This window comes from Rathayibacter tritici (assembly GCF_002932875.1).
In the GTDB taxonomy this organism is placed as follows: domain Bacteria; phylum Actinomycetota; class Actinomycetes; order Actinomycetales; family Microbacteriaceae; genus Rathayibacter; species Rathayibacter tritici.
Window position 1 is genome coordinate 68,625 of record NZ_PSWS01000001.1, and the last position, 23,157, is coordinate 91,781.

Genomic DNA, 23,157 nt, shown 5'->3' on the forward strand with positions numbered 1-23,157 from the left:
CATGAACCTGTTCTTCGACGTGCTCACCGCGGTGCTCCTACTGGTTGGCGCCCTGCTCTCGCTCGTCGCGGCGATCGGGCTCATGCGCTTCGACGACCTGCTCTCGCGGATGCACGCGGGCACCAAGCCGCAGGTGCTCGGCCTGATCTGCGTGATGCTCGCGGTCGCCATCCGGAACCCCGGCTTCGCCGCCGCGGGGACGATCGTGCTGGTGATCGGCTTTCAGCTGCTGACCGTGCCCGTCTCGGCGCACATGGTCGGCCGCGCTGCCTACCGGGCCGAGGCCGTCTCGCCGGGGTACCTGGTCGCCGACGAGCTCGCGGAGGCGGTCAGCCGCGCCGACGAGCAGGCCCGCGCGACCGGCCCCGAGACAGGGCACGCATCCGAGGAGCGGGCGCGGACCTCCTCCTCGCCGCCGCCCGAGGATGAGGACGGCCCGACCGCGACCGCCTAGCCAGCGAGGACGAGCTGCACGAGCGCCGCTCCGGTCAGACCGCGCAGGGCGACACCGCCGATCGCGAGCGTGGCCGCGATCAGGCCGACGACGAGCAGCACCAGCAACGGCACCACCCAGAGCAGCGCCCGGCGGCGCCGCGCCCGGGCCTCATCCGGCGTCTCCTCCATCACCCATCGACTGTACGGGACAGCGGAGGGGACGCCAGCGCCCCGTCGGCGACGCCCGATAAACTGAGCACCATGACCCTGGACTCCGCCCTCTCCGGCGCGCCCGAGAACGTCCCCGGCCCCTCCTCCCAGGCCGAACACCACCGGGGATCCGAGTGGTGGCGCACCGCCGTCATCTACCAGATCTACCCGCGCTCCTTCGCGGACGCGGACGGCGACGGCATCGGCGACCTGCCCGGCATCACGTCGCGGCTCGAGAGTCTCGCCGAGCTGGGCGTCGACGCAATCTGGCTCTCGCCCTTTATGACCTCTCCGCAGAAGGACGCCGGCTACGACGTCGCCGACTACTGCGACGTCGATCCACTCTTCGGCACCCTTGCCGACTTCGACGCCATGCTCGCCCGCGCACACGCCCTGGGCATCCGGGTCATCGTCGACCTCGTCCCCAATCACTCCTCCAGCGCTCACCGCTGGTTCCAGGAGGCGCTCGCGTCTCCCGCGGGAAGCGCCGAGCGGGGGCGCTACCTGTTCCGCGATGGACGCGGCGAGTCGGGAGAGCTACCCCCGAACAACTGGGAGTCGGTCTTCGGCGGCCCGGCGTGGACCCGTGTCACGGAATCCGAGGGGAACGCCGGCCAGTGGTACCTGCACCTCTTCGACACCTCGCAGCCCGACTTCGACTGGACGAACGAGTGGGTGCGCGAACGCTTCCGCGGCGTCCTGCGTTTCTGGCTCGACCGGGGAGTCGACGGCTTCCGCGTCGACGTGGCGCACGGAATGATCAAGGCCGAGGGGCTGCCCGACTACACGCCGCCTACGGACAGCGGCTCGATGGGCGCAGTGGCGCCGGCCGATGGGGACGAACCCGTCACCGCACCCTACTGGGCGCAGGACGGCGTCCACGAGATCTACCGGGACTGGCACTCTCTGCTCGCCGAGTACCCGGACGACCGGGTGCTCTGCGCCGAGGCGTGGGTGCAGCCGCTCTCGAAGCTCGCCCGCTGGGTGCGCCCCGACGAGATGCACCAGGCCTTCAACTTCGCCTACCTCGAGACCCCGTGGAGCGCGCGCGCCCTCCGCGACATCATCGACTCCTCCGTCGAGGCCTTCGCCGCAGTCGGTGCCCCCTCGACCTGGGTGCTGTCCAACCACGACGTCGTGCGCCACGCCAGTCGCCTCGCGCTCACCGCCGACAACCCGCAGGGCTACGGCATCGGCCCTCGCTCGCCCGGGCTGCCCGACCCGGCGCTGGGCCTCCGCCGCGCCCGCGCGGCCACCGCGCTGATGCTCGCGCTCCCCGGCTCCGCCTACGTCTATCAGGGTGAGGAGCTCGGACTACCCGAGGCGATCGACCTGCCCGACTCGGCGCGTCAGGATCCGACCTGGTTCCGCACCGGCGGCGAGCGCTACGGCCGCGATGGCTGCCGAGTGCCGATTCCGTGGGAGGCCGACGCGCCCGCGTACGGTTTCAGTGGCACCGGTGACTCCTGGCTGCCGCAGCCCAGCGACTGGGCGCCACTCGCTCGCGACCGCCAGCGCGGAGTCGCGGGCTCGACGCTCGAGCTCTACCGCTCCCTGCTCGCGGTGCGCCGAGCGGAGGACCTGGGCTCGGGCCACGTCGAGTGGCTTCAGGGCTATCCGGAGGACGTGGTGGCCTTCCGGAACGGCGGCGTCACGGTGATCGCGAACCTCGGTGACGCCCCGGTCGAGCTGCCCGTCGGTTTCGTGGTGCTCTCGTCCGAGGGGCTGCACGAGCCGGCGCTGCCCGCGGATACGACGGTCTGGTTGCGCACGGAGTAGCCCGAGCGTTTGATCTGCAGGCGCGCGGGGTAGCCCTGCGTCAGGGTTCAGCGCCCGGCGTTGGCCTGCAGCCAGAGGTACGAGTCGACCTTCGTCACGCCATCCAAGCGGATCTCGAAGTGCAGGTGCGGTCCGGTCGACATGCCGGTTGTACCCACCAGGCCGAGCAGCTGGCCGACCTTGACCGGGTCGCCCTCGTTCACGGCCGCCGTGCCGTGCTGCATGTGTGCGTAGACGCTGGAGACGAGCTGCCCGTCGATCTCGTGGTCGACGATCACGTGAACGCCGAGCGAGCCCTCGCCGTCGATCACCGTGCGCACCACGCCGTCGGCAATGGCCTGAATGGGCGAACCGTCGCCCGGGTTGAAGTCCGTCCCGCCGTGATTGACCGAACAACCCGCGCAGTTGCGGTAACCGAAGCGGTCCCCCACCGGCACGCCCACCGCGAAGGGCCACTGGATCGAGGCGTTCGGGTCGTTCGTGAAGCCGGCGTCGGAGGTACGGACAATGTCGGCCACGTTGGTCTGGGTTTTACGCTCGTGCACGCCGAAGCCGTCGCGGGCGATCGTCGCGGCGCTGACCTCACCCGCCACGAACGACTGCGCGCCGCGTCGAGAATCGGCACCGAACGGGACGGTCAGGCTCTGAGCCTGCACGTCCTCCGCGGTCAGCAGCGACGTGGCCGGCAATGAGGTCGCCGCCACGATGGCTGCGACGAACGAGAGCGCGGCGAGTCCACCGATCCTGGCACGGCGCACGGGGCGGAGCGGGGCCGAGCGCGGGGCGGACACGGGTGCTGGGGCACTGCGGACGGAGGCGACTCGGCGCTCGGCCTCGCGCAGCTGATCTGGTGTGGGGGCACTGAGGCCGCCGCTGGACATGCTCGACAGCGACACGTCGGCCGCGAGGGCCAGGGCGCGCTCTCGCTCGCGGATTTCGCGGCGGGACAGCGGTGGAGTCGATTCGCCGGGGGTCGATGCGGAGGCAGCGGAGGCAGGCGAATCGGGGCTCACGAAATCGAGATCTTTCGTCGGGGGCAGGGGACGAGCGGCCCTCCGGAGAGGACACGCCGCGCGGGTCCGTGAGTGCAACCTGTGCGAACATCACGAATGCATAAAGGATAACCATGACGACCGCTCTCCGGCCAGAGCCCGGCCCCGACAGGCGCGTTCATCGCCCGCCGCTCGGCGATCCGCGGTGCGGAACTGCGCCGAGGGGAGTCCTCACGCAGGAGCGTTGCGTAGCCCGACGGCGGAGAGCGGTTACACCTCGTCCGCGCGCAGTCGGCGCAGCACATCCTCCAGCTCGCCGAACAGCGGATCCGGTGCAGCGATGAGCAGACCGGATCCGAACGGCGCACCGTCCAGCCCCGCCACTCGAGCCCCCGCCTCCTGGGCGACCAGGGCCCCCGCGGCCAGGTCCCAGGGGTTCAGCCCTCGTTCGTAGTAAGCGTTCAGCTGCCCCGTCGCCACCGAGCACAGGTCGAGGGCCGCGGAGCCGATGCGACGGATGTCACGCACCGAGCCGAGCAGCTCCTGCACCACCGCACCCTGCCGCATTCGGTGGCCTGCGTCGTAGCCGAACCCGGTGCCGAGGAGCGCGAGCGAGAGCGAGGTCGGCGCGACGACCCGCACCGCGACGCCGTCCCGCTCCGCGCCTCCGCCACGGCTCGCCGTGGTGACCTCGCCCGTCGCGCCATTGACCACCGCACCGGCGAGCGCCGTCCATGTGGCCGGATCAGGCTCGCCCTCGACCACGGCGATGCTGACCGCATAGGACGGGATGCCGTAGAGGTAGTTGACGGTGCCGTCGATCGGGTCGACCACCCAGGTGAGGCCGCTCGTCCCTCCGCTAGAACCCGACTCCTCTCCGAGGAATCCGTCATCCGGCCGCGCCCGGGCGAGACGACGGCGGATGAGCTGCTCGACCTCGCGATCAGCGGCCGTCACCACGTCCTCGGGAGAGGACTTCAACGCGGCGATCTCGACTCCATCCTGCCGCCGCTGACGGGCGAGCTGTGCCGCCTCGATGGCGATCGATCGGGCAATGGCGAGGAGAGGGGCGTGATCGCTCATGGCACCAGCCTAGGCATCGGTCCCGTCGTGGCGAGGTGAGCGCCCGATCGCCCTCACCGGGGTCGCCAAAGCCGAGTGCGGCCGGCGCTGCCCCCGGGGCGGTCTTCGCGCTCGCCCGCGACCACGCGGCGACCGAGGACGCGATCCGCCGCTCGGGCACGGACCGGTCAGTCCTGCGCTGCAATCTCTACCACGGCATCCTGCCCACGATGCTCGCCGAGGACGGCACGATTCGCGGTCTTGGAGCCCAGGGCCGGGCGACCCCGGGGATTCGTCGACACGGCGAACGCGTCGCGCGGCCGAGGGAACGCGCCGGACTGGCAGCATGACGCGCGGGGCAGCAGCTCGACCGCGACGGCAACGGGCGAGCGCCGCTCTCGCTAGCCGGATTCCCGGGGCGGGAGGCGCAGGGCTGAGGGCGAGGGCCTACCGAGCGAAACGCCCCGGTACACGGAACGCCCCGCACATCGGTTGATGTCGGGGCGTCACCTCTGTGGCGAGTGAGGGATTCGAACCCCCGAAGGCTACGCCGTCTGATTTACAGTCAGATCCCTTTGGCCGCTAGGGTAACTCGCCATGGCGCACCCGACCGCGTAGTCACAACCGGAGGCGCTCAGCAAGGATACCCGCGCGACCGGCGGATCGGAAATCGGTACGGCGCGGATCATGCCGCTTCCGCCGCGTAGCGGGACGCCGCCTCCGCGACCTTCCCCGCGTAGCTTGGGGCCGGATTGTAGGCGGCGATCGCCGCCCGCCAACCCGACTCGGTCGAGAGATCACCACCAGCGTCGCAGAGGTAGCGCGCCGCCGTCACCGCCTGCTGGTCCACGTTCTGCGGGTCCCAGCCGCTCGACGCCCACAGCATCCAGGTCGTCGGGATGATCTGGAGCGGACCCATCGCCCGGTCGACCTCCGCGTCGCCGTCGAGCGCTCCGCCATCGTTGTCGGGGACCGTGTCGAATCGCGTGCCATCCAGGCGAGGGCCGTATATCGGCTCGGTCGGGCGACCGTCCTCGCCCAGTTCGCCGCCGTCGATCGTGCCATGACGGCTCTCGACGTAACCGATGCCGGCCAGGGTCGCCCAATCGAGACGACAATCGGGATCGACGGACGATATGAGCAAAGCCGTGCCTGCGTAGGCGGTCAGGGCGCGCAGGGGGATCCCGCTCCTCTCCGCCGCCGTGGCGAGCCAGGTCTCGTCGGTGAGGAGGCGTACCGGGGTCTCCGTGGCCTGCTCGGGATTCTGCAGGACGATCGGATCCGCCGCGACGGGGACGGCCGCCACTGGCGGGACCGTGGACAACCCCTCCTCGACCGTCAGCGCGGGGGGCCGCTCGCCGCAACCGGCGAGAAGGAGACCGACGAGCGGGACGAGGACGAGAACGGGAAGGCAGCGCACACCCCAGGGATACCAGCTGCGCCTGAGGCGGGGCCCCGCCGAACCGGAAAGCTACACTCGCAGCCATGGCAGATTCAACATTCGATGTCGTCAGCAAGATCGACAAGATGGAGGCGGACAACGCACTGAACCAGGCCCACAAGGAGGTCGAGCAGCGCTACGACTTCAAGAATGTCGGCGCGTCGATCGCCTGGAGCGGCGAGAAGATCCTGATCAAGGCCAACACCGAGGAACGGGCGAACGCCATCCTCGACGTCTTCCAGTCGAAGCTGATCAAGCGCGGCATCAGCCTGAAGAGCCTCGACGCGGGAGAGCCGTTCGCGTCGGGCAAGGAGTACCGGATCGAGGCGACCCTCAAGGAGGGCATTGATCAGGAGCACGCGAAGAAGATCAACAAGCTCATCCGCGACGAGGCACCGAAGTCGGTCAGATCGCAGATCCAGGGCGACGAGCTCCGCGTTTCCTCGAAGAGCCGCGACGACCTCCAGGCGACCATGACGCTGCTGCGCGGGGCCGACCTCGAGCTCGACCTCCAGTTCGTCAACTTCCGCTGAGCAATGGCGCACTCGGGAGCACGCGCGTGACTGTCGGCGTCGACGAGCCGGACCGACGCGGCCGCATCGAGCTCGACCGGGAAGGCTTCGACCTCACCGGCAATCCCGACGTCGTGGTGAAAGAGGTGACCCTCCTCTCGAGTCACTGGTACGTCCTCCGCACCACCCGCTTCGAGTACCGGCACCGGGACGGTAGCTGGACGAGCGAGGAACGCGAGACCTACGACCGGGGCAACGGCGCGGCCGTCCTGCTCTACGACGCGGAGGCGCGCACGGTCGTCCTCATCCGGCAGTTCCGCTACCCCGCCTACGTGAACGGCGATGTCGACGGGATGCTCCTCGAGGTTCCCGCCGGCCTCCTCGACGAGGACGGACCCGAGGAGGGCGCGCGTCGGGAGGCGTCGGAGGAGACGGGTCTCGAGATCGGCCGGCTTGAGCACGTGTTCGACGCGTTCATGAGCCCGGGGTCGGTGACGGAGAAGCTGCACTTCTACGCCGGACGCTACCGGGCGGGCAGCCGCGACGGCACCTTCGCGGGACTCGCGGACGAGGGCGAGGACATCGAGGTGGTGGAACTCTCCTTCGATGAGGCACTCACTCAGATCGGCGTGCAGATCGTCGACGCGAAGACGATCATGTTGCTGCAGTGGGCGGCACTGTCCGGTCCGTTCTCCCGCTGACCCCGCGGGCCTCGTCCACTCGATCGTTTCCTGCGCGACCTCATCGCCCACGGGACGTTCTCCCGACTCTGCAGCGACGGCGGGCTCACCGCACATACTCGGCGAGTGCCCGCCCGGTCAGCGTTCCGGACCCCGCCAGCTCGGCCGGAGTGCCCTCGAACACCACCGTTCCCCCGTCATGGCCGGCTCCGGGACCCACATCGATGATCCAATCGGCATGGGCCATCACTGCGCGATGGTGCTCGATCACCACGACGGAGTTCCCCGAGTCGACCAAGCGATCAAGGAGCCCGAGCAGAGTGTCGACGTCGGCCAGATGGAGCCCCGTTGTCGGCTCGTCGAGCAGATACACCGATCCGGACGAGGCCATGTTGATTGCAAGCTTGAGCCGCTGGCGCTCGCCTCCGGACAGCGTGTTCAACGGCTGGCCGAGCGTGAGGTAGCCGAGCCCGACGTCGACGAGGCGGGCGAGCACGGGCTGCGCCGCCCCGGCCGCGAAGAACTCCGCGGCGTCGACGATCGGCATCGAGAGCACCTCGTGGATGTTCTTCCCACGCAGACGGTACTCGAGCACCTCGGCGGTAAAACGCTTGCCCTCGCACTCCTCGCAGACCGACGAGACTGTCGCAGCGGGACCCAGCTCGGTGAAGATCATCCCGGCGCCCTTGCACACCGGGCAGGCGCCAGCGGAGTTGGCGCTGAACAACGCCGGCTTCACTCCGTTCGTCTTCGCGAACGCCGCACGGATCGCGTCGAGAACGCCGGTGTAGGTGGCGGGGTTGCTGCGCCGCGAGCCTCGGATCGGCGACTGGTCGGCGACGACCACCCCAGGTCGACCCGCGAGCGAGCCGTGCAGAAGGGACGACTTCCCCGAGCCGGCGACGCCGGTCACAACCGTGAGCACGCCGAGCGGGACGTCGACGTCGATGCTGCGGAGGTTGTGAGTCGCAGCGCCGCGGATCTCGACGGCCCCCGTCCGACGGCGCACCGACTCCTTGAGCGGTACACGGTGCCCGAGGTGGCGGCCGGTCAGCGTGTCCGACGCGCGCAGACCCGCCACCGTCCCCTCGAATCGCAGCTCGCCGCCGTGCGCGCCGGCACGCGGACCGAGGTCGACGACGTGATCGGCGATCTCGATGATCTCGGGCTTGTGTTCGACCACCAGCACGGTGTTGCCCTTGTCCCGGAGGCGGCGTAGCAGTTCGATCATCCGCGAGACGTCGTGCGGATGCAGGCCGGCCGTCGGCTCATCGAAGACGTAGGTTACATCGGTGAGGCTCGATCCGAGATGCCGCACCATCGTGACTCGTTGCGCCTCGCCTCCCGACAGAGTGCCCGACTCGCGGTCGAGCGACAGGTAGCCGAGCCCCACCTGCACCAGCGCATCGAGCGTGCCGAGGAGCGTCTCGACGATCGGAGCGACCGAAGGAGTTTGCATCCCACGGAGCCAGCCGGCGAGGTCAGTCGCCTGCATCGCCGAACACTCGGCGATGGTACGTCCGGCTATACGCGACGCGAGGGCAGCCCGGGTGAGGCGCCCGCCTTCGCACTCGGGGCAGACGGTGAAAGTGGCGACGCGATCAGCGAAGGCCCGAATGTGCGGCTGGGCCGCTTCCTTCGCGAGGTACAGCCGAGTGACCTTCACCAGAAGACCCTCGTAGGTCATGGTCATGCCGGCGATGGCCATTCGTGTCGCCGGCCGGTGAAGGAACGCATCCATCTGCTGCGCCGTGAACTCGGCGATGGGCACGTCCGCCGGGTAGAGACCAGACCCGGCGAGACCTTTCCAGTACCAGCCGCCCACGGCGAAGTTCGGAATCGCATCGAGAGCTCCGCCCTCGAGCGACTTCGAGCGGTCGACCAGCGCATCCAGGTCGATGCTCGACACCCGACCCGTGCCCTCGCAGCGCGGGCACATCCCCTCGGGCACGTTGAACGAGAAGGCTCCGCTCGTGCCTGCGTGCGGGTCGCCCATCCGACTGAAGAGGATGCGGAGCATCGTGTACGCATCGGTCGCCGTCCCGACCGTCGAGCGGGCGTTCGATCCCATCCGCTCCTGGTCGACGACGATCGTGGCCGACAGCCCGTCGAGCGACTCCACGTCGGGCCGAGCCGGCGACGCCATGAACTGCTGCACAAAAGCGGAATAGGTCTCGTTGATGAGGCGCTGCGACTCCGCCGCGATGGTGCCGAAGACCAGCGACGACTTGCCCGATCCCGAGACACCCGTGAAGACGGTGATGCGGCGCTTCGGGATGTCGACATCGATCCCTCGAAGGTTGTTCTGACGCGCACCTCGCACCCGGATGATGTCGTGCGGTGCGGCCGCGGTCATACTGTCTCCATCCTGAGCGGTGCCCGAAGCATAGAGGAGACGCGCGATATCCGCGCCGAGGCGGCAACGGCCCCCCGAACTGCTCCGGAGGGCCGACGTCGAGCGGATCAGTGGGCGATCGGCTCCGCCCGCGAGATGGCGATCATGTCCTCACGCGGCACAACCTTGACGCGGGCGCGGCCCTCGGGCTCGCCGAGCCCCATCTCGTGCTCATCGAGCCGATGCCAGCCGTCGAGGTCTGTGTACGCGATCTCCCGCTCCTCGAGCAGGGCGACGACCGCGGCCTCCTCGGGAAGCGCGGGCGTCCACCAGGACGCCTGGTCGTTGAGGACGTGGGCAACGGTCTCCATTGCATCTGACTTGGTGTGCCCGATGAGGCCGACCGGTCCCCGCTTGATCCAACCGGTCGCGTAAACGCCGTGGACCAGCTGGTCCTCGTCATCCAGGACCTGCCCCTCACGGTTCGGGATCACTCCGCGCATCTCGTCGAACGGCAGACCGTCCAAGGGTGAACCGAAGTAGCCGACCGCGCGGTAGACCGCCTGCACGGGAACCTCGCGGATCTCACCCGTGCCGCGCACGCCGCCCTCGCCGTCGGGCTCCGTGCGCTCGTAGCGGATCGCACCGACTCGCCCGGATCCGTCATCAACGAACTCGAGCGGCTTGGCCCAGAAGTGCAGGTGCAGACGACGCGAGGCACTGCCGACCTCGCGGGTGCGCCACTGGTTCAGCACCCGATTGATGACCATCACCTGCTTGTTGGTCGCGATCGCCGCCTCCGAAGCGGGGTCGAGATCGAAGTCCTCGTCCGCGACGATCATGTCGACGTCGCGCAACTCGCCCAACTCGCGCAGCTCCAGCGGAGTGAACTTCACCTGCGCGGGGCCGCGGCGGCCGAAGACGTGCACATCGGTGACAGGCGACGCCCGCAAGCCCTCGTAGACGTTCGGTGGTACCTCGGTGGGAAGGAGGTCCTCGGCGTGCTTCGCCAGCATTCGCGAGACATCGAGCGCCACATTGCCGTTGCCGATCACCGCGACCGACGAGGCCTCGAGGGGCCAGGTGCGCGGCACATCGGGGTGGCCGTCAAACCAGCTGACGAAGTCCGCCGCACCGTAGGAGCCCTCCAGGCCGACACCAGGGACGTCGAGAGGGGCATCCCGGACGGCACCCGTCGCGAAAATCACGGCGTGGTAGTGGCGCTTCAGATCCTCGAGTGTGATGTCTGTCCCGAAATGCACGTTGCCGAAGATCCGGATGTCACCGCGGTCGAGCACCTCCCGCAGAGCTGTAATGATCCCCTTGATCCGCGGATGATCAGGCGCAACGCCATACCGGACCAGGCCGTACGGCGCCGGGAGATGCTCGAACAAGTCGATCGAGACGTCATACTTCTTCTCGGCCTTGATCATGAGGTCGGCGGCATAGATGCCCGCGGGCCCCGCGCCGACGATGGCCAGCCTGAGCTTGGTCATTGCGTTCCTCCTGCCGGGGCGCCTGCGCGCAACTCCGGTCTCATTCCCGCGGCGCAGGGCGCGCCGCGACGTCAGGGTCAGCCATTGCGCTCAACGACGGTGTCAGCGAAACGCGTCAGCGCCCTACGAACGGAGCCGTCGGGCAGCGGAGCGAGAGCAGCGACAGCCTCATCGGCCCACCGGTGGGCCTCGGCGAGAGTCTGCGCCGTGACCTCATGATCGCGCAGCTGCGCGATGGCGTCCGAGATGTCGGCGCGCTGTTCCTCCGTGTGCGCAATCTCGTCGTTCGCGCGGCTGACATAGCTCTCAATGCGCTCAAGCAGGACAGCGGCCACACGGTCCGACGATGCCCGCTCGCGCAGGCGAAGAATCGGCAGCGTCGCCACACCCGCGCGGATGTCCGTGCCTGGGTTCTTGCCGGTCTCCTCCGGCTGAGGCGAGAGGTCGATCACGTCGTCGACGATTTGGAAGGCGACGCCGATCTTCTCGCCGAAAACGCGCATGGCCTCCTCGTACTCCTCAGACGCCTCGGAGAACGCGACACCTGTGCGACCGGCCGCGGCAATGAGCGAACCCGTCTTATCCGCCAGCACCGAGAGGTAGTGCTCAACCGGGTCCTCGCCGTCGCTAGGACCGACGGTCTCGTGCAACTGGCCGAGGACGAGCCGCTCGAACGTATCCGCCTGAAGCCGGATCGCCTTGTCCCCGAGCTCAACCATCAACTGGTTCGCGCGGGCGAAGAGCAGATCGCCCGTGAGAATCGCAACGTTGTTCCCCCATACGGTCTGCGCCGACGGAACACCGCGTCGCTTCTCCGCCTCGTCCATGACGTCATCGTGATACAGCGACGCCAGGTGCGTGATCTCGATCGCCTGCGCGCCGAGCAACACCTGCGGAGTATTGCCCCGCCCGAGGGACGCCGCCAGGAGGGTGAGCATCGGACGGACACGCTTCCCCCCCGCCTGGAGAAGGTACCGGGTCGACACGTCGGCCACGGCATCCGCGAAAGACAGCTGACGAACGAGCCCCGCCTCGACCTGCTCGAGCCCCGCATCGATCGACCGCGCGAGCGCACGATCCGACGAGGAAGAAAAGATACGCTCGGAAAGGCCCAGCTGCGCCGTCAACGACGGGCTGCGACGAGCGACAGGCGCAGTGGCATTCACAGGGAAACTCTAACGTCTCGGGCTGTACGGACCCCGGCCGTCATCGACTCGCTGCAATCGGCTTGACGCCGCGGTGGAGAGCGACGATCCCCGCGGTCAGGTCGCGATAGGCGACCCTCTCGAATCCGGCAGCGCGCAGCCAACCCGCGACAACGGTCTGCTCGGGCCAGGCGCGGATGGAGTCACCGAGGTAGTCGTACGCGGGATTGTTCGACGACGCCAGGCGCACGATCGCGGGCATGACCCTCGACAAGTAGAAGTCGTAAGCAGCGGCCAACACAGCGAGCGGCGGAGTCGAGAACTCGCAGACCACGACGCGACCACCCGGCCTGAGCACCCGCAGGAACTCGGCCAGCGCCGTCCGCGGCTCGGCAACATTGCGAAGACCGAAGGAAATAGTGACGGCGTCGAACGACTCGTCCTCGAAGGGAAGATCCATCGCATCGGCCTGTACGAAGTCGATCCGCTCCTGACCAGCCTGACGACGACGGCCAACCGCAATCATCCCGGGGGAAAAATCTGCGGCGACCACGTCAGCCCCCGACCGCGCAAGCGAAGCGCTGGACGTTCCGGTACCGGCGGCGACATCCAAGATCCGTTCACCTCGCGCCGGGTTAACCGCCCGAGTCGTCGCGATCCGCCAGAGCCGGTCGTTGCCAACCGAGAGAAGGCCGTTCACCAGGTCGTAGGCAGGAGCCACAGTGTCGAACATCGAGGCGACCTCATCGGGCCGCTTGGTGAGGTCTGCCTTCGTCACGATCCGCAAGTGTACGGCGAGACGCGGAACGACGGCTGTGCATCCGCCGTCCCGCGCCCGGTCGACGCGCTCCCCTCAGGGAAGCGCCGGGGCCGCCCCGCTCCGCCTCGCGAGACGGCCCCGGACCGGATTACGGTAGCAATGGACCCCTCCGCGACGGCTCACTAGGCGTAGGACGTCTCACGTTCTGGCGCGGGCGTACTCTGCTGAGGTGATGCTCATCGGCGCCGGGGCCCTCCCGCTGCACGTGAAAACAACGCCGCTGGACTCCCCGCAGGCGCTCCTCCCCCTCTCCGACCCGAAACGGCCCCTGCTCTGGCAGCGCGAAGGCGCAGGACTCAGCGGACGAGGCGAAGTGCTGCGCCTCGAGTTCTCCGGACCAGACCGGCTTCGAGAAGCGGCATCGACATGGCGCATGCTGTGCGACTCGGCGCTCGTGCAGGACGGCGTCGGCCTGCCAGGGACGGGCCTCGTCGCCTTCGGTGCGTTTGCGTTTTCGGAGGGATCGACCGCGACGAGTGTGCTCATCGTGCCGAGAACAGTGATCGGAACGCGGGACGGACAGTCGTGGCTGACTCGGATCGCGGTCGCTGGGGCGACGTTCGCCGAGGCACCCAGCGAACAGCCGTCGGGGGAGGACTACCGGGTGCCGCTGGCGCCCGGCGCGATGACGCCGGACAGCTACCGTGCGGCCGTGAGGAGCGCCGTGGCGGCGATCCGAGCGGGTGAGCTGTCGAAGGTGGTGATTGCGCGCGACCTTCGGGGCCAGCTTCCTGCTGAGGCGGATCTACGGCGGCTACTGGGATCTCTTGCCGACGGATATCCGGAGTGCTGGACATTCGCGGTGGACGGATTCCTAGGAGCGAGCCCGGAAACCCTCGTGGCTGTCGACCGGGGAACGGTTTCGGCGAGGGTGCTCGCTGGTACTGCGGCGCGCGGAACTGACGCGAACGCCGACGACGCAGTAGCAGCCGCGCTCGTCGCAAGCACGAAAGACCGCTCCGAGCACGCGTTCGCGCTCGCCAGCCTGATGCGCGAGCTGAAGCCGCACACACGCGAGCTCACCGCCGACCCTGTACCCTTCCCACTTCGGCTGCCGAACCTGTGGCATCTGGCAACCGACGTCCGGGGCGTGCTGGGCGACACGTCGACCGCCCTGGATCTCGTGAGCGCCCTGCATCCGACCGCAGCGGTCGCAGGCACGCCGACCGATGACGCTCTCTCGCTGATCGGCCAGCTTGAGCCATTCGACCGCGGTCGCTATGCGGGGCCGGTCGGTTGGATCGATGGCAGCGGCGACGGTGAGTGGGCTGTGGGCCTTCGTAGCGCTGAGATCAGTGCGAAGGGCTCCCTCACGGCTTGGGCGGGAGCCGGTATCGTCGCCGACAGCGATCCGGAGTCCGAGCTTGCCGAGACGCGCATGAAGTTCCGTCCGATCCTCGATGCTCTGAGCTGAACGCCGCGTCACGCACGCAGTGGGCAGGCGGAACCTGCTCCGCACGCCCCTCTTTCGACTTAGCCGGCGGGATCGCCAGGCTTCTCCGGCATCCCCGGTGGTCGCCCTGGAAGAACCGGTGGTCGTGTCGTCACGCGCCGGCCTGTCGGTGTGGTCCAGTCGGCGGTACCGTCCGGGTGCAGAGAGTAAGTCCATCGGTCGCCGTGTCGTACGTGATGGTGCGGGACACACAGCGAAGCGAGGTTCGCGGGCGTGGTCTCTCCGCCGTTGCGCCATTCGATGGTGTGGTCCGCCTCCGTCGACGACGCCGACCGCGTGCATCCCGGGAACCTGCAGGTCTGGTCGCGGAGCTGGATGAGCTGCCGCATCCTCGGTGGCGGGAGGCGGTAACGTCGTCCGACGGACACGACGGCTCCCGTCGTGTCGTCGGTCAGCACGGGGGTGAAGGACGTGTCGTCATTGATGAGCGCTCGCGCGGCGTCTGCGGGGATCGAGCCGTAGCCGTCCAGCTCGACGGGTGCGTCGTCGGCCCCCGCAGCGGTGCTGGCCGCTAGCGTCAGGCGCACGTCGGCGCGGACTCCTCCCCCGGAGGTTCCGACGCCGCTTTCCTCCGGCGTGGTTCCGGCTACGTCGCCGTTGCACAGCAGGTCGGCCCACGCGTCGGCGCGCAGCTGCGCCAGTGTCCGCACCTCACCGTCCTCACCTCCGGCGTCGCGGAGATCTCGTGCTATCCGGTCCAGTCGCGCGAGCGCACCTATCGCTTGAGGAGCGGGGACGTGTGCGCAAACGGTCGCCATCCCGTCGATCTCGGGTGTTAGCCAGACCCGGCGGTCCTCACGAGCGCGGGCGTGGCGCTCTATGATCGGTTCCTCGTGCAGTTCTTCCCGTAGTCGGGCGAGTGCGTGTCGCAGCTGTGTCGGCGTCATCGTGGCGGCGAGGTCGACCGCGCGGTCGTCGAGGGCCGCCCGTGCACGTTCGGGGAGGGACGCCGCGACCGCGCAGATCATCTGCCCTGCCTCCCAGCGCATCCGGGCATCGGCGAGTGCGGCGCGCGTGCGGGGTAGCTCCTCGATCAGGAGTGTCGCGTGCAGCAGTTCTCGGGCGGCGGCCCGCTCGGAGATGCCGAGGGCCACCGCGAATTCGGCTCGGACCGAGCGCTCGACGAGCTCGGTCGAATCGGCGCTGACCGCGGTGGAACCGCGCGCGAAGGCCTCCGGGCAGGTGAGAGCTGCGCGGTGTCCCGCGTGCAACGCCTCCGCCCCGGACAGGAGCACGGGCGAGGCGCTGCGGGCGAGCGCTGCCGCGCGGTCTCCGAGCGTCCGGACCTCTGCCCGCACGGTCTGTTCGTCAGCCATGTATCGAGCGAAGCAGGGTCTCGGGGTCCCGGGCTCCGGACGTCGCATTCTCCGGACAATCCGCCCCGCGGACCGCCTGTGGAGGAGCCTCCGCCGGATCGTCCGATCCGCCGGGCGCATCGTCCGTCCTCGCCCACCGATCGTCTCGGACCGTCAGCGATCGAGCCGGATCTCCACGATCCCGGGCCCGTCGCCCGGCGAGGTCAGCGCCTGCTCCAGCTCGCCACGGGCGGCCACGCGACGGTGCCGCCACCCGTAGGCTGCGGCGAGCGCTGAGAGGTCTGCATTCTGGGGCGTGAACTGTACGCGGTCGAACGCGTCGGGGTGTGAACTCAAGGCGACTTCGAGTCCGTCGAAGATGGTGCCGCCGCCGTCGTTCACGACGACGAGCTGCACTCGCGGCCGCAGCTCCCCCGGCGGGAGGAGGAGCCCGCCGGCCTCGTGGAGCAGGGTGAGATCGCCGAGAACGGCACGGGTGACGCCGACTGCTCCCTGCGCGCCGGACTGGGAGGCGACCGCGATGCCGAGAGCGGTCGAAACCGTGCCGTCGATGCCCGCGAGGCCGCGGTTGGAGTGTACGGTGATGCGCTTCCCGGGCAGGGTCCGGTCGGCGAGGCGGATCAGCCGGGAGGCGCCGAACAGGAGCCGGTCGTGCGGCCAGGTGACCCTCCAGACGGCGGCGACGACAAATTCGCGGGTGAGGGGAGCACGGACGGCGGCCAGAGCGTTGCGCGCATAGCCTCGCCGGTCCTTCAGCGACGTCGATCCGGAGTCGGGCACCTCGTCCAGCGCGTCCGGATCGGCCAGGAGAGCGCGGCTCGCCGCCACCCACGATCCGGCCCAGGCGCGTTCGCGTCGCTCGGGGCGCGGCGCATCCTCGGCGCGCGTGACGTCGATGCCCCTGACCCGGCGCGCGCGTCGGCCCGGGTTGTAGAACTGTTCGCGCGAAGGATCCACAACGATCACCTCGACGTCATCGCGGCGCAGCAGTTCCGGCACCTCGCGGGAGAGCGTCGGGTGCCCGAGGACGATCGCCCGGCGGATCCGTCCGCCGAAGTCCGGCTCGCCGAGCAGGCGCTGCCAGGCGACCACGAGCTGCGGTCCGAAGCGCGCTCCCGAGGACACCTCGGCAAGCAGCGGCCAGTCGCCTGCGCGGGCGATCTCCTCGGCCTGCTCGCCGGCTTTATCGCCTGCGATGACGACCGTGAGTGGTTCGTCGGGTCCAGCCGTGAGGACAGCCGAAACGGTCGCCTGGCGGGAGGACGGCAGTGCGACCGGCTCGATTGGAGGGATGTCCGGCAGGGCGGAGGAGAGCGGGTCGCGGAACGCGAGGTTCAGGTGGACCGGCCCGCGCCGCGCGGCCGTAACGGCCCGGTCGGCGAGTGAGTGTGTCTCCTCGCGCTTCATCGCTTCGCCCGGAGCAGCGACGTCCTCGAAGAGCCGCACCGCGCGCCCGTAGAGCTCGCGCTGCTCCGTGGTCTGGTTCGAGCGGATACCGCGGAGCTCGACGGGTCGGTCAGCCGTCAGCACGATCATCGGCACGTCCGAGGCGTCGGCCTCCAGAACGGCCGGGTGCAGGTTCGCGGTGGCGGTGCCGGAGGTGGTGATGACGAGCGCGGGCAGCCCCGACTCGAGGGCGAGTCCCAGGGCGAGGAACCCCGCGGAGCGTTCGTCGATCCGCACGTGCAGGCGCACGTCACCGCGAGTCTCCAGCTCGGCCGCGACCAGGGCGAGTGCTTGGGAGCGGGAGCCCGGGGCCAGGACGATGTCGTGGACGCCGAGCGCGACGAAGCGGGTGAGAAGGTCGACCGCGAATCGGGTGGAGGGGGCGACCGGCCTGTGCTCAGGCATCCCGGCGGCCGGGGCCGTCGGCCTCGCCCTGCTCGTCCATGTCGGCGAGGTCGCGCTCGAGTTGAGCGATGCGCTCGGCCTGCAGGCGCTCCTCCTCGGGGTCGCGCTCGGTGCGGAGAGTGCCGAGGAAGTCGGGGTCGTCGTCCGGGGCCGTGTAGCGGCGGCCGGCGGCGCGCTGCTTGCGTGGCCGGCCGATCCAGAACCACAGGCCGGCACCGACGACGGGGAGGATCAGGACGACCAGGAGCCAGGACCACTTCGGAATCGCCCGCACGGCGTGCCGGTTGCTCAGGGCGACGTCGATCACGGTGTAGACCGTGAAGACGGCGAGGGCCACGAGCAGGCCGATGACGAGGCGGATCATGGGATTGAGTCTACGTCCGGTACCCCCGTCGGGGAGGGCCTGCACGGATGCTGGACAGGAGGCTCCCACGGTGCTCACGGAACTGTGTGGAGGGGCCGACGTACACTGTCTCGGTGAAACTGAGCCGCGCGGTCCTCGTCTACTCGCTCCTGCGCCTGGCGATGTTCGCCGCCGTCTTCGTGCTGGTGTACCTGCCGGCGCGGACGTTCGTCGATTCGGAGCTGACCGCCGCGGTCACCGCGGGCTTCGTCGCCGCGATCGCGAGTCTGTCCCTGTCCTACATCCTGCTGCGGAAGCCGCGCGAGCGCATCGCGGAGGCGATCTACGAGCGCCGCAAGGACGCCCCTCGCACTCCGACCGACGACGACATCGAGGACGCCGCGGTCGATGCGTCTCGCGATGAGCGCTGACCGGCGCTGACCCTCTAGAACGCGAGCGCCGCCCCGAGGATCACCGCGTAGGCGAGCCCGCCCAGGCTGGTCAGCTGCAGCGCCAGGATGAGTTCCTTCGCCGTCTTCGCCGTCAGCGTGATCAGGATGGACGGCAGGATCATCAGCAGCACGAACAGCGTGAGCCACGCCAGCGGGTAGAACAGCGCGAGGATCACCGCGATTGCGAACGGGATCAGCACGAACCCGGTGTAGATCGCCCGAGAGACTGCGGGCCCGGCGAGGACCGCGAGGGTGCGCTTTCCCGAGAGGCGGTCGGTCGGGATGTCGCGGATGTTGTTGACCATCAGGACCGCGCAGGCGAAGAGTCCGGCCGCGACCGCGCCGAGCCAAGCCTCCTGGTTGGTGCGGCCGATCTGCACGAAGGTGGTGCCGACCGTGGCGACCAGCCCGAAGAAGACGAAGACGAAGAGCTCGCCGAATCCGAGGTAGCCGTAGGGTCGGCGACCGCCGGTGTAGAACCAGGCGGCGGCGATCGCGGCCGCGCCGACGATGAGGAACCACCAGTGTCCGGAGAGAACGGTCAGCACGAGGCCTGCGACGGCGGCGATTCCGAAGAAGACGAGGGCGACGGTGAGTACCTGCTTCGGCTTCGCCGCTCCCGAGCCGGTCAGCCGTGAGGGGCCGACGCGGTTGGCGTCGGTGCCGCGAACACCATCGGAGTAGTCGTTGGCGTAGTTGACGCCGATCTGGAGTGCGAGCGACACAGCCAGGCAGAGCAGGGCGCGCACCCAGTGCCAGCCCTCATCGACCACCTGCGTCGCTCCGGTGCCGATCAGCACGGGAGCGACGGCCAGCGGGAGCGTCCGGAGCCGGGCGCCGGCGATCCACTCGCGGGGCCCTGCGGGCTTCACAACGACGGCGCGCGGGTTCCCCCCGGGGCGGCCGCTGCGGGACTTCTTCTTGCGACTCGTACTCGACACGGAGGGAATCCTACCCACCGGCTCATCAACGCCCGGAGTGCGTCAGAGCTGCGCGGCGAGCCGCTCGAGGGCGCGGCGGTCGGGTTTGCCCGAGGCGAGGAGGGGGATGGCCGCGACCGGCAGCACTGCAGCGGGGGCGGCGGCGCGACCCAGGTGGCCCGTGACGAGGGTCCGCAGATCCGCGAGCGCAGGTGCCTGCTCCGCGGTGACCACGACCGGGACCTCGCCCCACTGCGCGTCGGTGCGGCGCACGACGACCGCGTCGGCCACGGCAGCCTCACGCAGCACCGCCTCGACGGCGTCGAGAGAGATCTTCTCCCCGCCCGAGACGATCACGCGATCGAGTCGTCCGGTCACCTGGAGGCGTCCGTCGATCATCGTGCCGGCGTCGCCAGTGCGGTACCAGCGCTGTGCGTCGCGGTCAACGAAGGCTGCCGCGCTCCGCTCGTGGTCGACAGTACCGTCGTCGGCGAGGTAGCCCTCGGCGAGGGTTGGGCCTCCGAGCAGCACCTGCCCGTCGTCGACCCGCATCCGAACGTCGTGCAGCGGGAGGCCGTCGTAGACGCAGCCGCCCGAGGTCTCGCTCGAGCCGTAGGTCAGGCGGATGTGCGCGCCGAGCGCAGCTGCCCGGTCTCGGAGCGGCTGCGGCGTCGCCTGGCCGCCGATCAGGAGGGCGTCGAACGAGCGGAGCGCCTCGGCCGCGGCGGCATCGCGTTCGGCCACGTCCAGCAGTCGCGCGAGCTGCACGGGCACCAGCGAGGAGTAGCGCCGCTCCCCCGCCGGCATCGTCCGAGCGAGCGCGAGGAAGGCGGCCGCGTCGAAGCCGCCGGCCGGGAGGACCACCGGGTCCGCCTCCGCCGTCAGCGACCGGACCAGGACCTGCAGCCCCGCGACGTAGTGCGTCGGCAGACAGAGCAGCCACCGCCCCGGGCCGCCCAGCTCGGTGAGGGTCGCGGAGGCGCTGGTGAGCAGAGCGGCGGTCGAGAGGGCGACCCGCTTCGGTGGGCCCGACGAGCCGGAGGTCTCGACGACCACGGCGATGCGCTGCGGCACGACAGCGTCGGTCGAGGCGGGGGCCGCGCCCGGAGCGGAGAGGCGAAGAGCCGGTCCGCTGCCGTCGAGGGCCGCGCGGAGTGCGATGAGCACAGCCTCGGGACCCGCATCGACCCCGACCAGCGGGCGGGTCACCGACGCACCGCCCGGCTCAGAACTGCCACGGGAACGGCGACCAGTCGGGTTCGCGTTTCTCGAGGAAGGAGTCGCGTCCCTCGACGGCCTCGTCGGTGCCGTAGGCGAGGCGCGTGGTCTCGCCCGCGAAGAGCTGCTGGCCCACGAGGCCGTCGTCCACCGCGTTGAAGGCGTACTTCAGCATCCGGATGGCCGTCGGCGACTTGGTGAGGATCGTCTCAGCCCATTCCACCGCCGTCGTCTCGAGCTCGGCGTGCGGCACGACCGCGTTCACCGCGCCCATCTCGTAAGCCCGCTGCGCGGAGTACTCCCGCGCGAGGAAGAACACCTCGCGGGCGGCCTTCTGCCCGATCTGGCGGGCGAAATAGGCGGAGCCGTAGCCGGCGTCGAAGGACCCGACGTCGGCATCCGTCTGTTTGAAGCGCCCGTGCTCGGCGGAGGCGAGCGTGAGGTCGCAGACCACGTGCAGCGAGTGCCCGCCTCCCGCGGCCCAGCCGGGGACGGCCGCGATGACCACCTTCGGCATGAAGCGGATGAGGCGCTGCACCTCGAGGATGTGCAGGCGGCCGTTCCGTGCGGAGTCGATGCCCTCCGCGGTCTCGCCGTCGGAGTACCGGTAGCCGTCGCGGCCGCGAATCCGCTGGTCACCGCCGGAGCAGAACGCCCAGCCGCCGTCGCGCGGGCTCGGGCCGTTGCCGGTGAGGATCACGACGCCGATGCGCGGGTTCGTCCGGGCGTCCTCGAGAGCGCGAAACAGCTCGTCGACCGTGCGCGGCCGGAACGCATTGCGCACCTCGGGCCGATCGAACGCAACGCGCGCGATGCGGCCGGAGCGGTCGTGGTGGTAGGTAATGTCCTCGAGTGCGTCGAAGCCGTCGACGGCCGCCCAGCGGTGCGCGTCGAACAGTTCGGAGACCTGCGTGCTCATGCCTCGACCCTACTGATCCGGACCGCACCGATCCGGGCCGCACCGATCCGGGCCGCACCGATCCGGACCGCACCGATCCGGACCGCATCGATCCGGACCGCACCGATCCGGACCGCACCGATCCGGGCCGTCGGGCGTTTCGACTCCCTCACCTCCCTCCTCCCTCCGGACACGCGGAAAGGGACCCCGCGTCAGCGGAGCCCCTCTCGCAGTGGTGCTGTTACTTCGCGGCAGAGGTGGTGCGGTTCTCAGCCGACACCATCCAGGCGTACTGTTCCAGGCTCTGGATGATTGAGTGCAAAAGGTCCGCGCTGGTCGGGTCTTCCTCGTCGACCTGGTCGTGCACCTCGCGCATGGTGGCGGCGGTGTTCTCGAGGCGAATCGTGACCAGGTCGACCGTCTCGGCCGTGTCGATCTCGCCGTGGGGGTACTCGGGGAGCGTGGTGGTCGCGGCGACGGTGTCGCTGCGTCCATCCGGGATCCCGTGCAGGGCGCGCATACGCTCAGCGATGTCGTCGCTGAATTCACGTGCGGCTTCAATGATCTCGTCGAGCTGCAGGTGGAGGTCGCGGAAGTTCTTACCGACGACGTTCCAGTGGGCCTGCTTGCCCTGGACGTGGAGCTCGATCAGGTCGACGAGGACGATCTGGAGGCTGTCGAGCAGCTCCTTCGAGGCCTTGAAGCCCTTCTCGGCGTTCTGACGGCGGCTGGTCTTGGCACCGGAGCCCGCAGGGGCTTCGACATGGCGTTCGAGGGTGGTGGTCATGGACCGTTCCTTTCTCTTGCAGTGCCGGGGACGGTGTCCCGTCCCCGAGTCTGGCTTCTTCGGCTGGACGGCGTCCGCACGCGCGAGGTACGTGCGCTGGACGGGGTCCGTGGTTCGGGGATCAGATCGTGGCGACGGATCCAGAGTCGACGCGGTAGTTCGAGCCGTTCACGAAGGAGGCGCGGTCGGAGCAGAGGAACGCGATCACGGCAGCGACCTCCTCCGCCTCGCCCCGGCGCTTGAGCTCCAGGTACGGCCGTTCCTCGTCGAGGAACGAGGCGATCGCCTCGTCGAGAGAGGTACCCCTCTGGTCGGCGCGCCGGCTCATCATCGCGTCGGTCATCGGAGTGCGGATGAACGCCGGCGAGACCGTGTTCACCAGCAGGCCCTCCTGCGCGTAGGAGCGCGAGAGGCCCTTGGCGAAGGCGAGGACGCCCGCCTTCGCGGCGCAGTAAGGCAGTTCGTCGTCGTAGGGCTGCACGGCGTCCTCGGAGGCGGTGAGCACCAGGCGGCCCCAGCCTCCGGAGCGGAGGTCGGGGAGGAACTCACGCACCAGCCGCACGGGCCCGAGCAGGTCGACCTCGAGGGTGCTGGTCCAGCCCTCGTCGTCGATCTCGTGGAAAAGGCCCTGCGCCCCCGTCACTCCGGCGCACTGCACAAGAATGTCGATCTCGCCGACCGACTCGGCGACCCGGCGGTGCAGCTCGGCGAGCTGATCGGTCCTGGTGACGTCGGCGGCGAAGGCGTGCACGCGCCCCTCCGGAGCATCGAGCCGGGCCGCTGCCTCGTCCAGAGTCGCCTGGTCCTGATCGGAGATCACGACGGTCGCACCCTCGGCGATCAGGAGCTTCGCGGTGGTCCAGCCGATTCCGGAGTCGCCTCCCGTGACGAGGGCGGTGCGGCCGGTGATTCCGAGGTCCATGCTGAGGTGCTCCTGGTGGGTACGGTTCGAGGGACGGGTACGGTTCGAGGGGATGCCTCCGGTCTACGCTCCCCGGCTCCGACCCTCAAC

At 69.6% G+C, this 23,157-nt stretch carries 22 protein-coding genes and 1 tRNA gene; 6 read left to right on the forward strand and 17 right to left on the reverse strand.

What is annotated here, in order from left to right; genetic code table 11:
• Position 1 precedes the first annotated feature (1 nt).
• Entirely contained in the window at positions 2–454 is a 453-nt protein-coding gene (gene mnhG / locus C5D07_RS00375; RefSeq protein WP_249028135.1) for a monovalent cation/H(+) antiporter subunit G, read from the forward strand.
• Here mnhG and C5D07_RS15560 read toward each other — a convergent pair.
• Positions 451–627, reverse strand: coding sequence for a hypothetical protein (locus tag C5D07_RS15560; protein WP_170063468.1), 177 nt, complete (start codon positions 625–627; stop codon positions 451–453). The two genes, mnhG and C5D07_RS15560, sit on opposite strands and share 4 nt — an antisense overlap.
• A gap of 69 nt (positions 628–696) precedes the next feature.
• Between C5D07_RS15560 and C5D07_RS00380 the strand changes: the two genes are divergently transcribed.
• Positions 697–2,424 carry a glycoside hydrolase family 13 protein gene (locus C5D07_RS00380; RefSeq protein ID WP_104258351.1) on the forward strand — a complete coding sequence of 576 codons (1,728 nt, stop codon included), beginning with the start codon at positions 697–699 and terminating at the stop codon, positions 2,422–2,424.
• Between the two features lie 47 nt (positions 2,425–2,471).
• Here the strand turns inward: C5D07_RS00380 and C5D07_RS00385 are convergent, their stop codons facing one another.
• The 4 genes from C5D07_RS00385 to C5D07_RS00400 form a co-directional block, all read right to left on the reverse strand.
• Positions 2,472–3,437, reverse strand: a complete 966-nt coding sequence (locus C5D07_RS00385) for a M23 family metallopeptidase (RefSeq protein ID WP_068255318.1) — start codon at positions 3,435–3,437, stop codon at positions 2,472–2,474.
• A 249-nt stretch (positions 3,438–3,686) separates the two neighbouring features.
• The gene (locus C5D07_RS00390) at positions 3,687–4,499 is read right to left on the reverse strand and encodes an inositol monophosphatase family protein (RefSeq protein WP_104258352.1); all 813 of its coding nucleotides are present in this window, start codon (positions 4,497–4,499) and stop codon (positions 3,687–3,689) included.
• Between the two features lie 494 nt (positions 4,500–4,993).
• Positions 4,994–5,075, reverse strand: a tRNA-Tyr gene (locus C5D07_RS00395).
• A gap of 88 nt (positions 5,076–5,163) precedes the next feature.
• Entirely contained in the window at positions 5,164–5,898 is a 735-nt protein-coding gene (locus tag C5D07_RS00400; protein ID WP_068255337.1) for a lysozyme family protein, read from the reverse strand.
• Between the two features lie 65 nt (positions 5,899–5,963).
• On the opposite strand from C5D07_RS00400, the gene C5D07_RS00405 reads away from it, so the two are divergent.
• Both C5D07_RS00405 and C5D07_RS00410 read left to right on the forward strand, forming a co-directional pair.
• A complete protein-coding gene (locus C5D07_RS00405) occupies positions 5,964–6,452 on the forward strand; it encodes a YajQ family cyclic di-GMP-binding protein (protein ID WP_068255339.1) in 489 nt (162 codons plus the stop codon).
• Between the two features lie 26 nt (positions 6,453–6,478).
• Positions 6,479–7,132 (forward strand): NUDIX domain-containing protein, encoded by a 654-nt coding sequence (locus C5D07_RS00410; RefSeq protein WP_068255341.1) that lies wholly within the window; start codon positions 6,479–6,481, stop codon positions 7,130–7,132.
• Positions 7,133–7,217: 85 nt separating this feature from the next.
• On the opposite strand, the gene C5D07_RS00415 is transcribed toward C5D07_RS00410, so the two are convergent.
• From C5D07_RS00415 to ubiE, 4 genes are all read right to left on the reverse strand, one after another.
• A complete protein-coding gene (locus C5D07_RS00415; RefSeq protein ID WP_104258353.1) occupies positions 7,218–9,467 on the reverse strand; it encodes an ATP-binding cassette domain-containing protein in 2,250 nt (749 codons plus the stop codon).
• A 107-nt stretch (positions 9,468–9,574) separates the two neighbouring features.
• Positions 9,575–10,942: an FAD-dependent oxidoreductase gene (locus C5D07_RS00420; protein WP_104258354.1), complete on the reverse strand. Its 1,368-nt coding sequence runs from the start codon at positions 10,940–10,942 to the stop codon at positions 9,575–9,577.
• A 77-nt stretch (positions 10,943–11,019) separates the two neighbouring features.
• Positions 11,020–12,108 (reverse strand): polyprenyl synthetase family protein, encoded by a 1,089-nt coding sequence (locus tag C5D07_RS00425; RefSeq protein ID WP_068255345.1) that lies wholly within the window; start codon positions 12,106–12,108, stop codon positions 11,020–11,022.
• A 40-nt stretch (positions 12,109–12,148) separates the two neighbouring features.
• Entirely contained in the window at positions 12,149–12,865 is a 717-nt protein-coding gene (ubiE, locus tag C5D07_RS00430) for a bifunctional demethylmenaquinone methyltransferase/2-methoxy-6-polyprenyl-1,4-benzoquinol methylase UbiE (protein ID WP_068255356.1), read from the reverse strand.
• Between the two features lie 214 nt (positions 12,866–13,079).
• On the opposite strand from ubiE, the gene C5D07_RS00435 reads away from it, so the two are divergent.
• Complete coding sequence (locus tag C5D07_RS00435; RefSeq protein ID WP_104258378.1) at positions 13,080–14,321, forward strand: isochorismate synthase; 1,242 nt, start codon at positions 13,080–13,082, stop codon at positions 14,319–14,321.
• Positions 14,322–14,380: 59 nt separating this feature from the next.
• Here C5D07_RS00435 and C5D07_RS00440 read toward each other — a convergent pair whose 3' ends face one another.
• From C5D07_RS00440 to C5D07_RS00450, 3 genes are all read right to left on the reverse strand, one after another.
• Positions 14,381–15,676 carry an HNH endonuclease signature motif containing protein gene (locus C5D07_RS00440; protein WP_170063469.1) on the reverse strand — a complete coding sequence of 432 codons (1,296 nt, stop codon included), beginning with the start codon at positions 15,674–15,676 and terminating at the stop codon, positions 14,381–14,383.
• A gap of 153 nt (positions 15,677–15,829) precedes the next feature.
• Positions 15,830–17,527 carry a 2-succinyl-5-enolpyruvyl-6-hydroxy-3-cyclohexene-1-carboxylic-acid synthase gene (gene menD, locus C5D07_RS00445; protein ID WP_104258356.1) on the reverse strand — a complete coding sequence of 566 codons (1,698 nt, stop codon included), beginning with the start codon at positions 17,525–17,527 and terminating at the stop codon, positions 15,830–15,832.
• Complete coding sequence (locus C5D07_RS00450; protein WP_068255363.1) at positions 17,520–17,891, reverse strand: PLDc N-terminal domain-containing protein; 372 nt, start codon at positions 17,889–17,891, stop codon at positions 17,520–17,522. The genes menD and C5D07_RS00450 overlap by 8 nt, the downstream gene beginning before the upstream one ends.
• 113 nt (positions 17,892–18,004) lie before the next feature.
• Here C5D07_RS00450 and C5D07_RS00455 point away from each other — a divergent pair, with 113 nt between their 5' ends.
• Positions 18,005–18,301: a DUF4229 domain-containing protein gene (locus tag C5D07_RS00455; RefSeq protein ID WP_167542387.1), complete on the forward strand. Its 297-nt coding sequence runs from the start codon at positions 18,005–18,007 to the stop codon at positions 18,299–18,301.
• Between the two features lie 14 nt (positions 18,302–18,315).
• Here C5D07_RS00455 and C5D07_RS00460 read toward each other — a convergent pair whose 3' ends face one another.
• The 5 genes from C5D07_RS00460 to C5D07_RS00485 form a co-directional block, all read right to left on the reverse strand.
• Positions 18,316–19,263, reverse strand: coding sequence for a 1,4-dihydroxy-2-naphthoate polyprenyltransferase (locus C5D07_RS00460; protein ID WP_068255367.1), 948 nt, complete (start codon positions 19,261–19,263; stop codon positions 18,316–18,318).
• A gap of 42 nt (positions 19,264–19,305) precedes the next feature.
• Positions 19,306–20,451 carry an AMP-binding protein gene (locus C5D07_RS00465; protein WP_068255369.1) on the reverse strand — a complete coding sequence of 382 codons (1,146 nt, stop codon included), beginning with the start codon at positions 20,449–20,451 and terminating at the stop codon, positions 19,306–19,308.
• 16 nt (positions 20,452–20,467) lie between these two features.
• Positions 20,468–21,379, reverse strand: a complete 912-nt coding sequence (locus C5D07_RS00470; RefSeq protein ID WP_068255374.1) for a 1,4-dihydroxy-2-naphthoyl-CoA synthase — start codon at positions 21,377–21,379, stop codon at positions 20,468–20,470.
• A 220-nt stretch (positions 21,380–21,599) separates the two neighbouring features.
• Entirely contained in the window at positions 21,600–22,145 is a 546-nt protein-coding gene (locus C5D07_RS00480; protein ID WP_068255376.1) for a Dps family protein, read from the reverse strand.
• A gap of 121 nt (positions 22,146–22,266) precedes the next feature.
• Positions 22,267–23,067 (reverse strand): SDR family NAD(P)-dependent oxidoreductase, encoded by an 801-nt coding sequence (locus tag C5D07_RS00485; protein ID WP_068255380.1) that lies wholly within the window; start codon positions 23,065–23,067, stop codon positions 22,267–22,269.
• Positions 23,068–23,157 lie beyond the last annotated feature (90 nt).

Bases quoted from the DNA above. Each gene is read 5' to 3' on its own strand.
- C5D07_RS00415 (WP_104258353.1), bottom strand. From the start codon at position 9,467: ATGACCGCGGCCGCACCGCACGACATCATCCGGGTGCGAGGTGCGCGT.
- C5D07_RS00420 (WP_104258354.1), bottom strand. From the start codon at position 10,942: ATGACCAAGCTCAGGCTGGCCATCGTCGGCGCGGGGCCCGCGGGCATC.
- mnhG (WP_249028135.1), top strand. From the start codon at position 2: ATGAACCTGTTCTTCGACGTGCTCACCGCGGTGCTCCTACTGGTTGGC.
- C5D07_RS00480 (WP_068255376.1), bottom strand. From the start codon at position 22,145: ATGACCACCACCCTCGAACGCCATGTCGAAGCCCCTGCGGGCTCCGGT.
- C5D07_RS00380 (WP_104258351.1), top strand. From the start codon at position 697: ATGACCCTGGACTCCGCCCTCTCCGGCGCGCCCGAGAACGTCCCCGGC.
- C5D07_RS00470 (WP_068255374.1), bottom strand. From the start codon at position 21,379: ATGAGCACGCAGGTCTCCGAACTGTTCGACGCGCACCGCTGGGCGGCC.
- C5D07_RS00450 (WP_068255363.1), bottom strand. From the start codon at position 17,891: ATGATCCGCCTCGTCATCGGCCTGCTCGTGGCCCTCGCCGTCTTCACG.
- menD (WP_104258356.1), bottom strand. From the start codon at position 17,527: ATGCCTGAGCACAGGCCGGTCGCCCCCTCCACCCGATTCGCGGTCGAC.
- C5D07_RS00440 (WP_170063469.1), bottom strand. From the start codon at position 15,676: ATGGCTGACGAACAGACCGTGCGGGCAGAGGTCCGGACGCTCGGAGAC.
- C5D07_RS00485 (WP_068255380.1), bottom strand. From the start codon at position 23,067: ATGGACCTCGGAATCACCGGCCGCACCGCCCTCGTCACGGGAGGCGAC.
- C5D07_RS00435 (WP_104258378.1), top strand. From the start codon at position 13,080: ATGCTCATCGGCGCCGGGGCCCTCCCGCTGCACGTGAAAACAACGCCG.
- C5D07_RS00390 (WP_104258352.1), bottom strand. From the start codon at position 4,499: ATGAGCGATCACGCCCCTCTCCTCGCCATTGCCCGATCGATCGCCATC.
- C5D07_RS00405 (WP_068255339.1), top strand. From the start codon at position 5,964: ATGGCAGATTCAACATTCGATGTCGTCAGCAAGATCGACAAGATGGAG.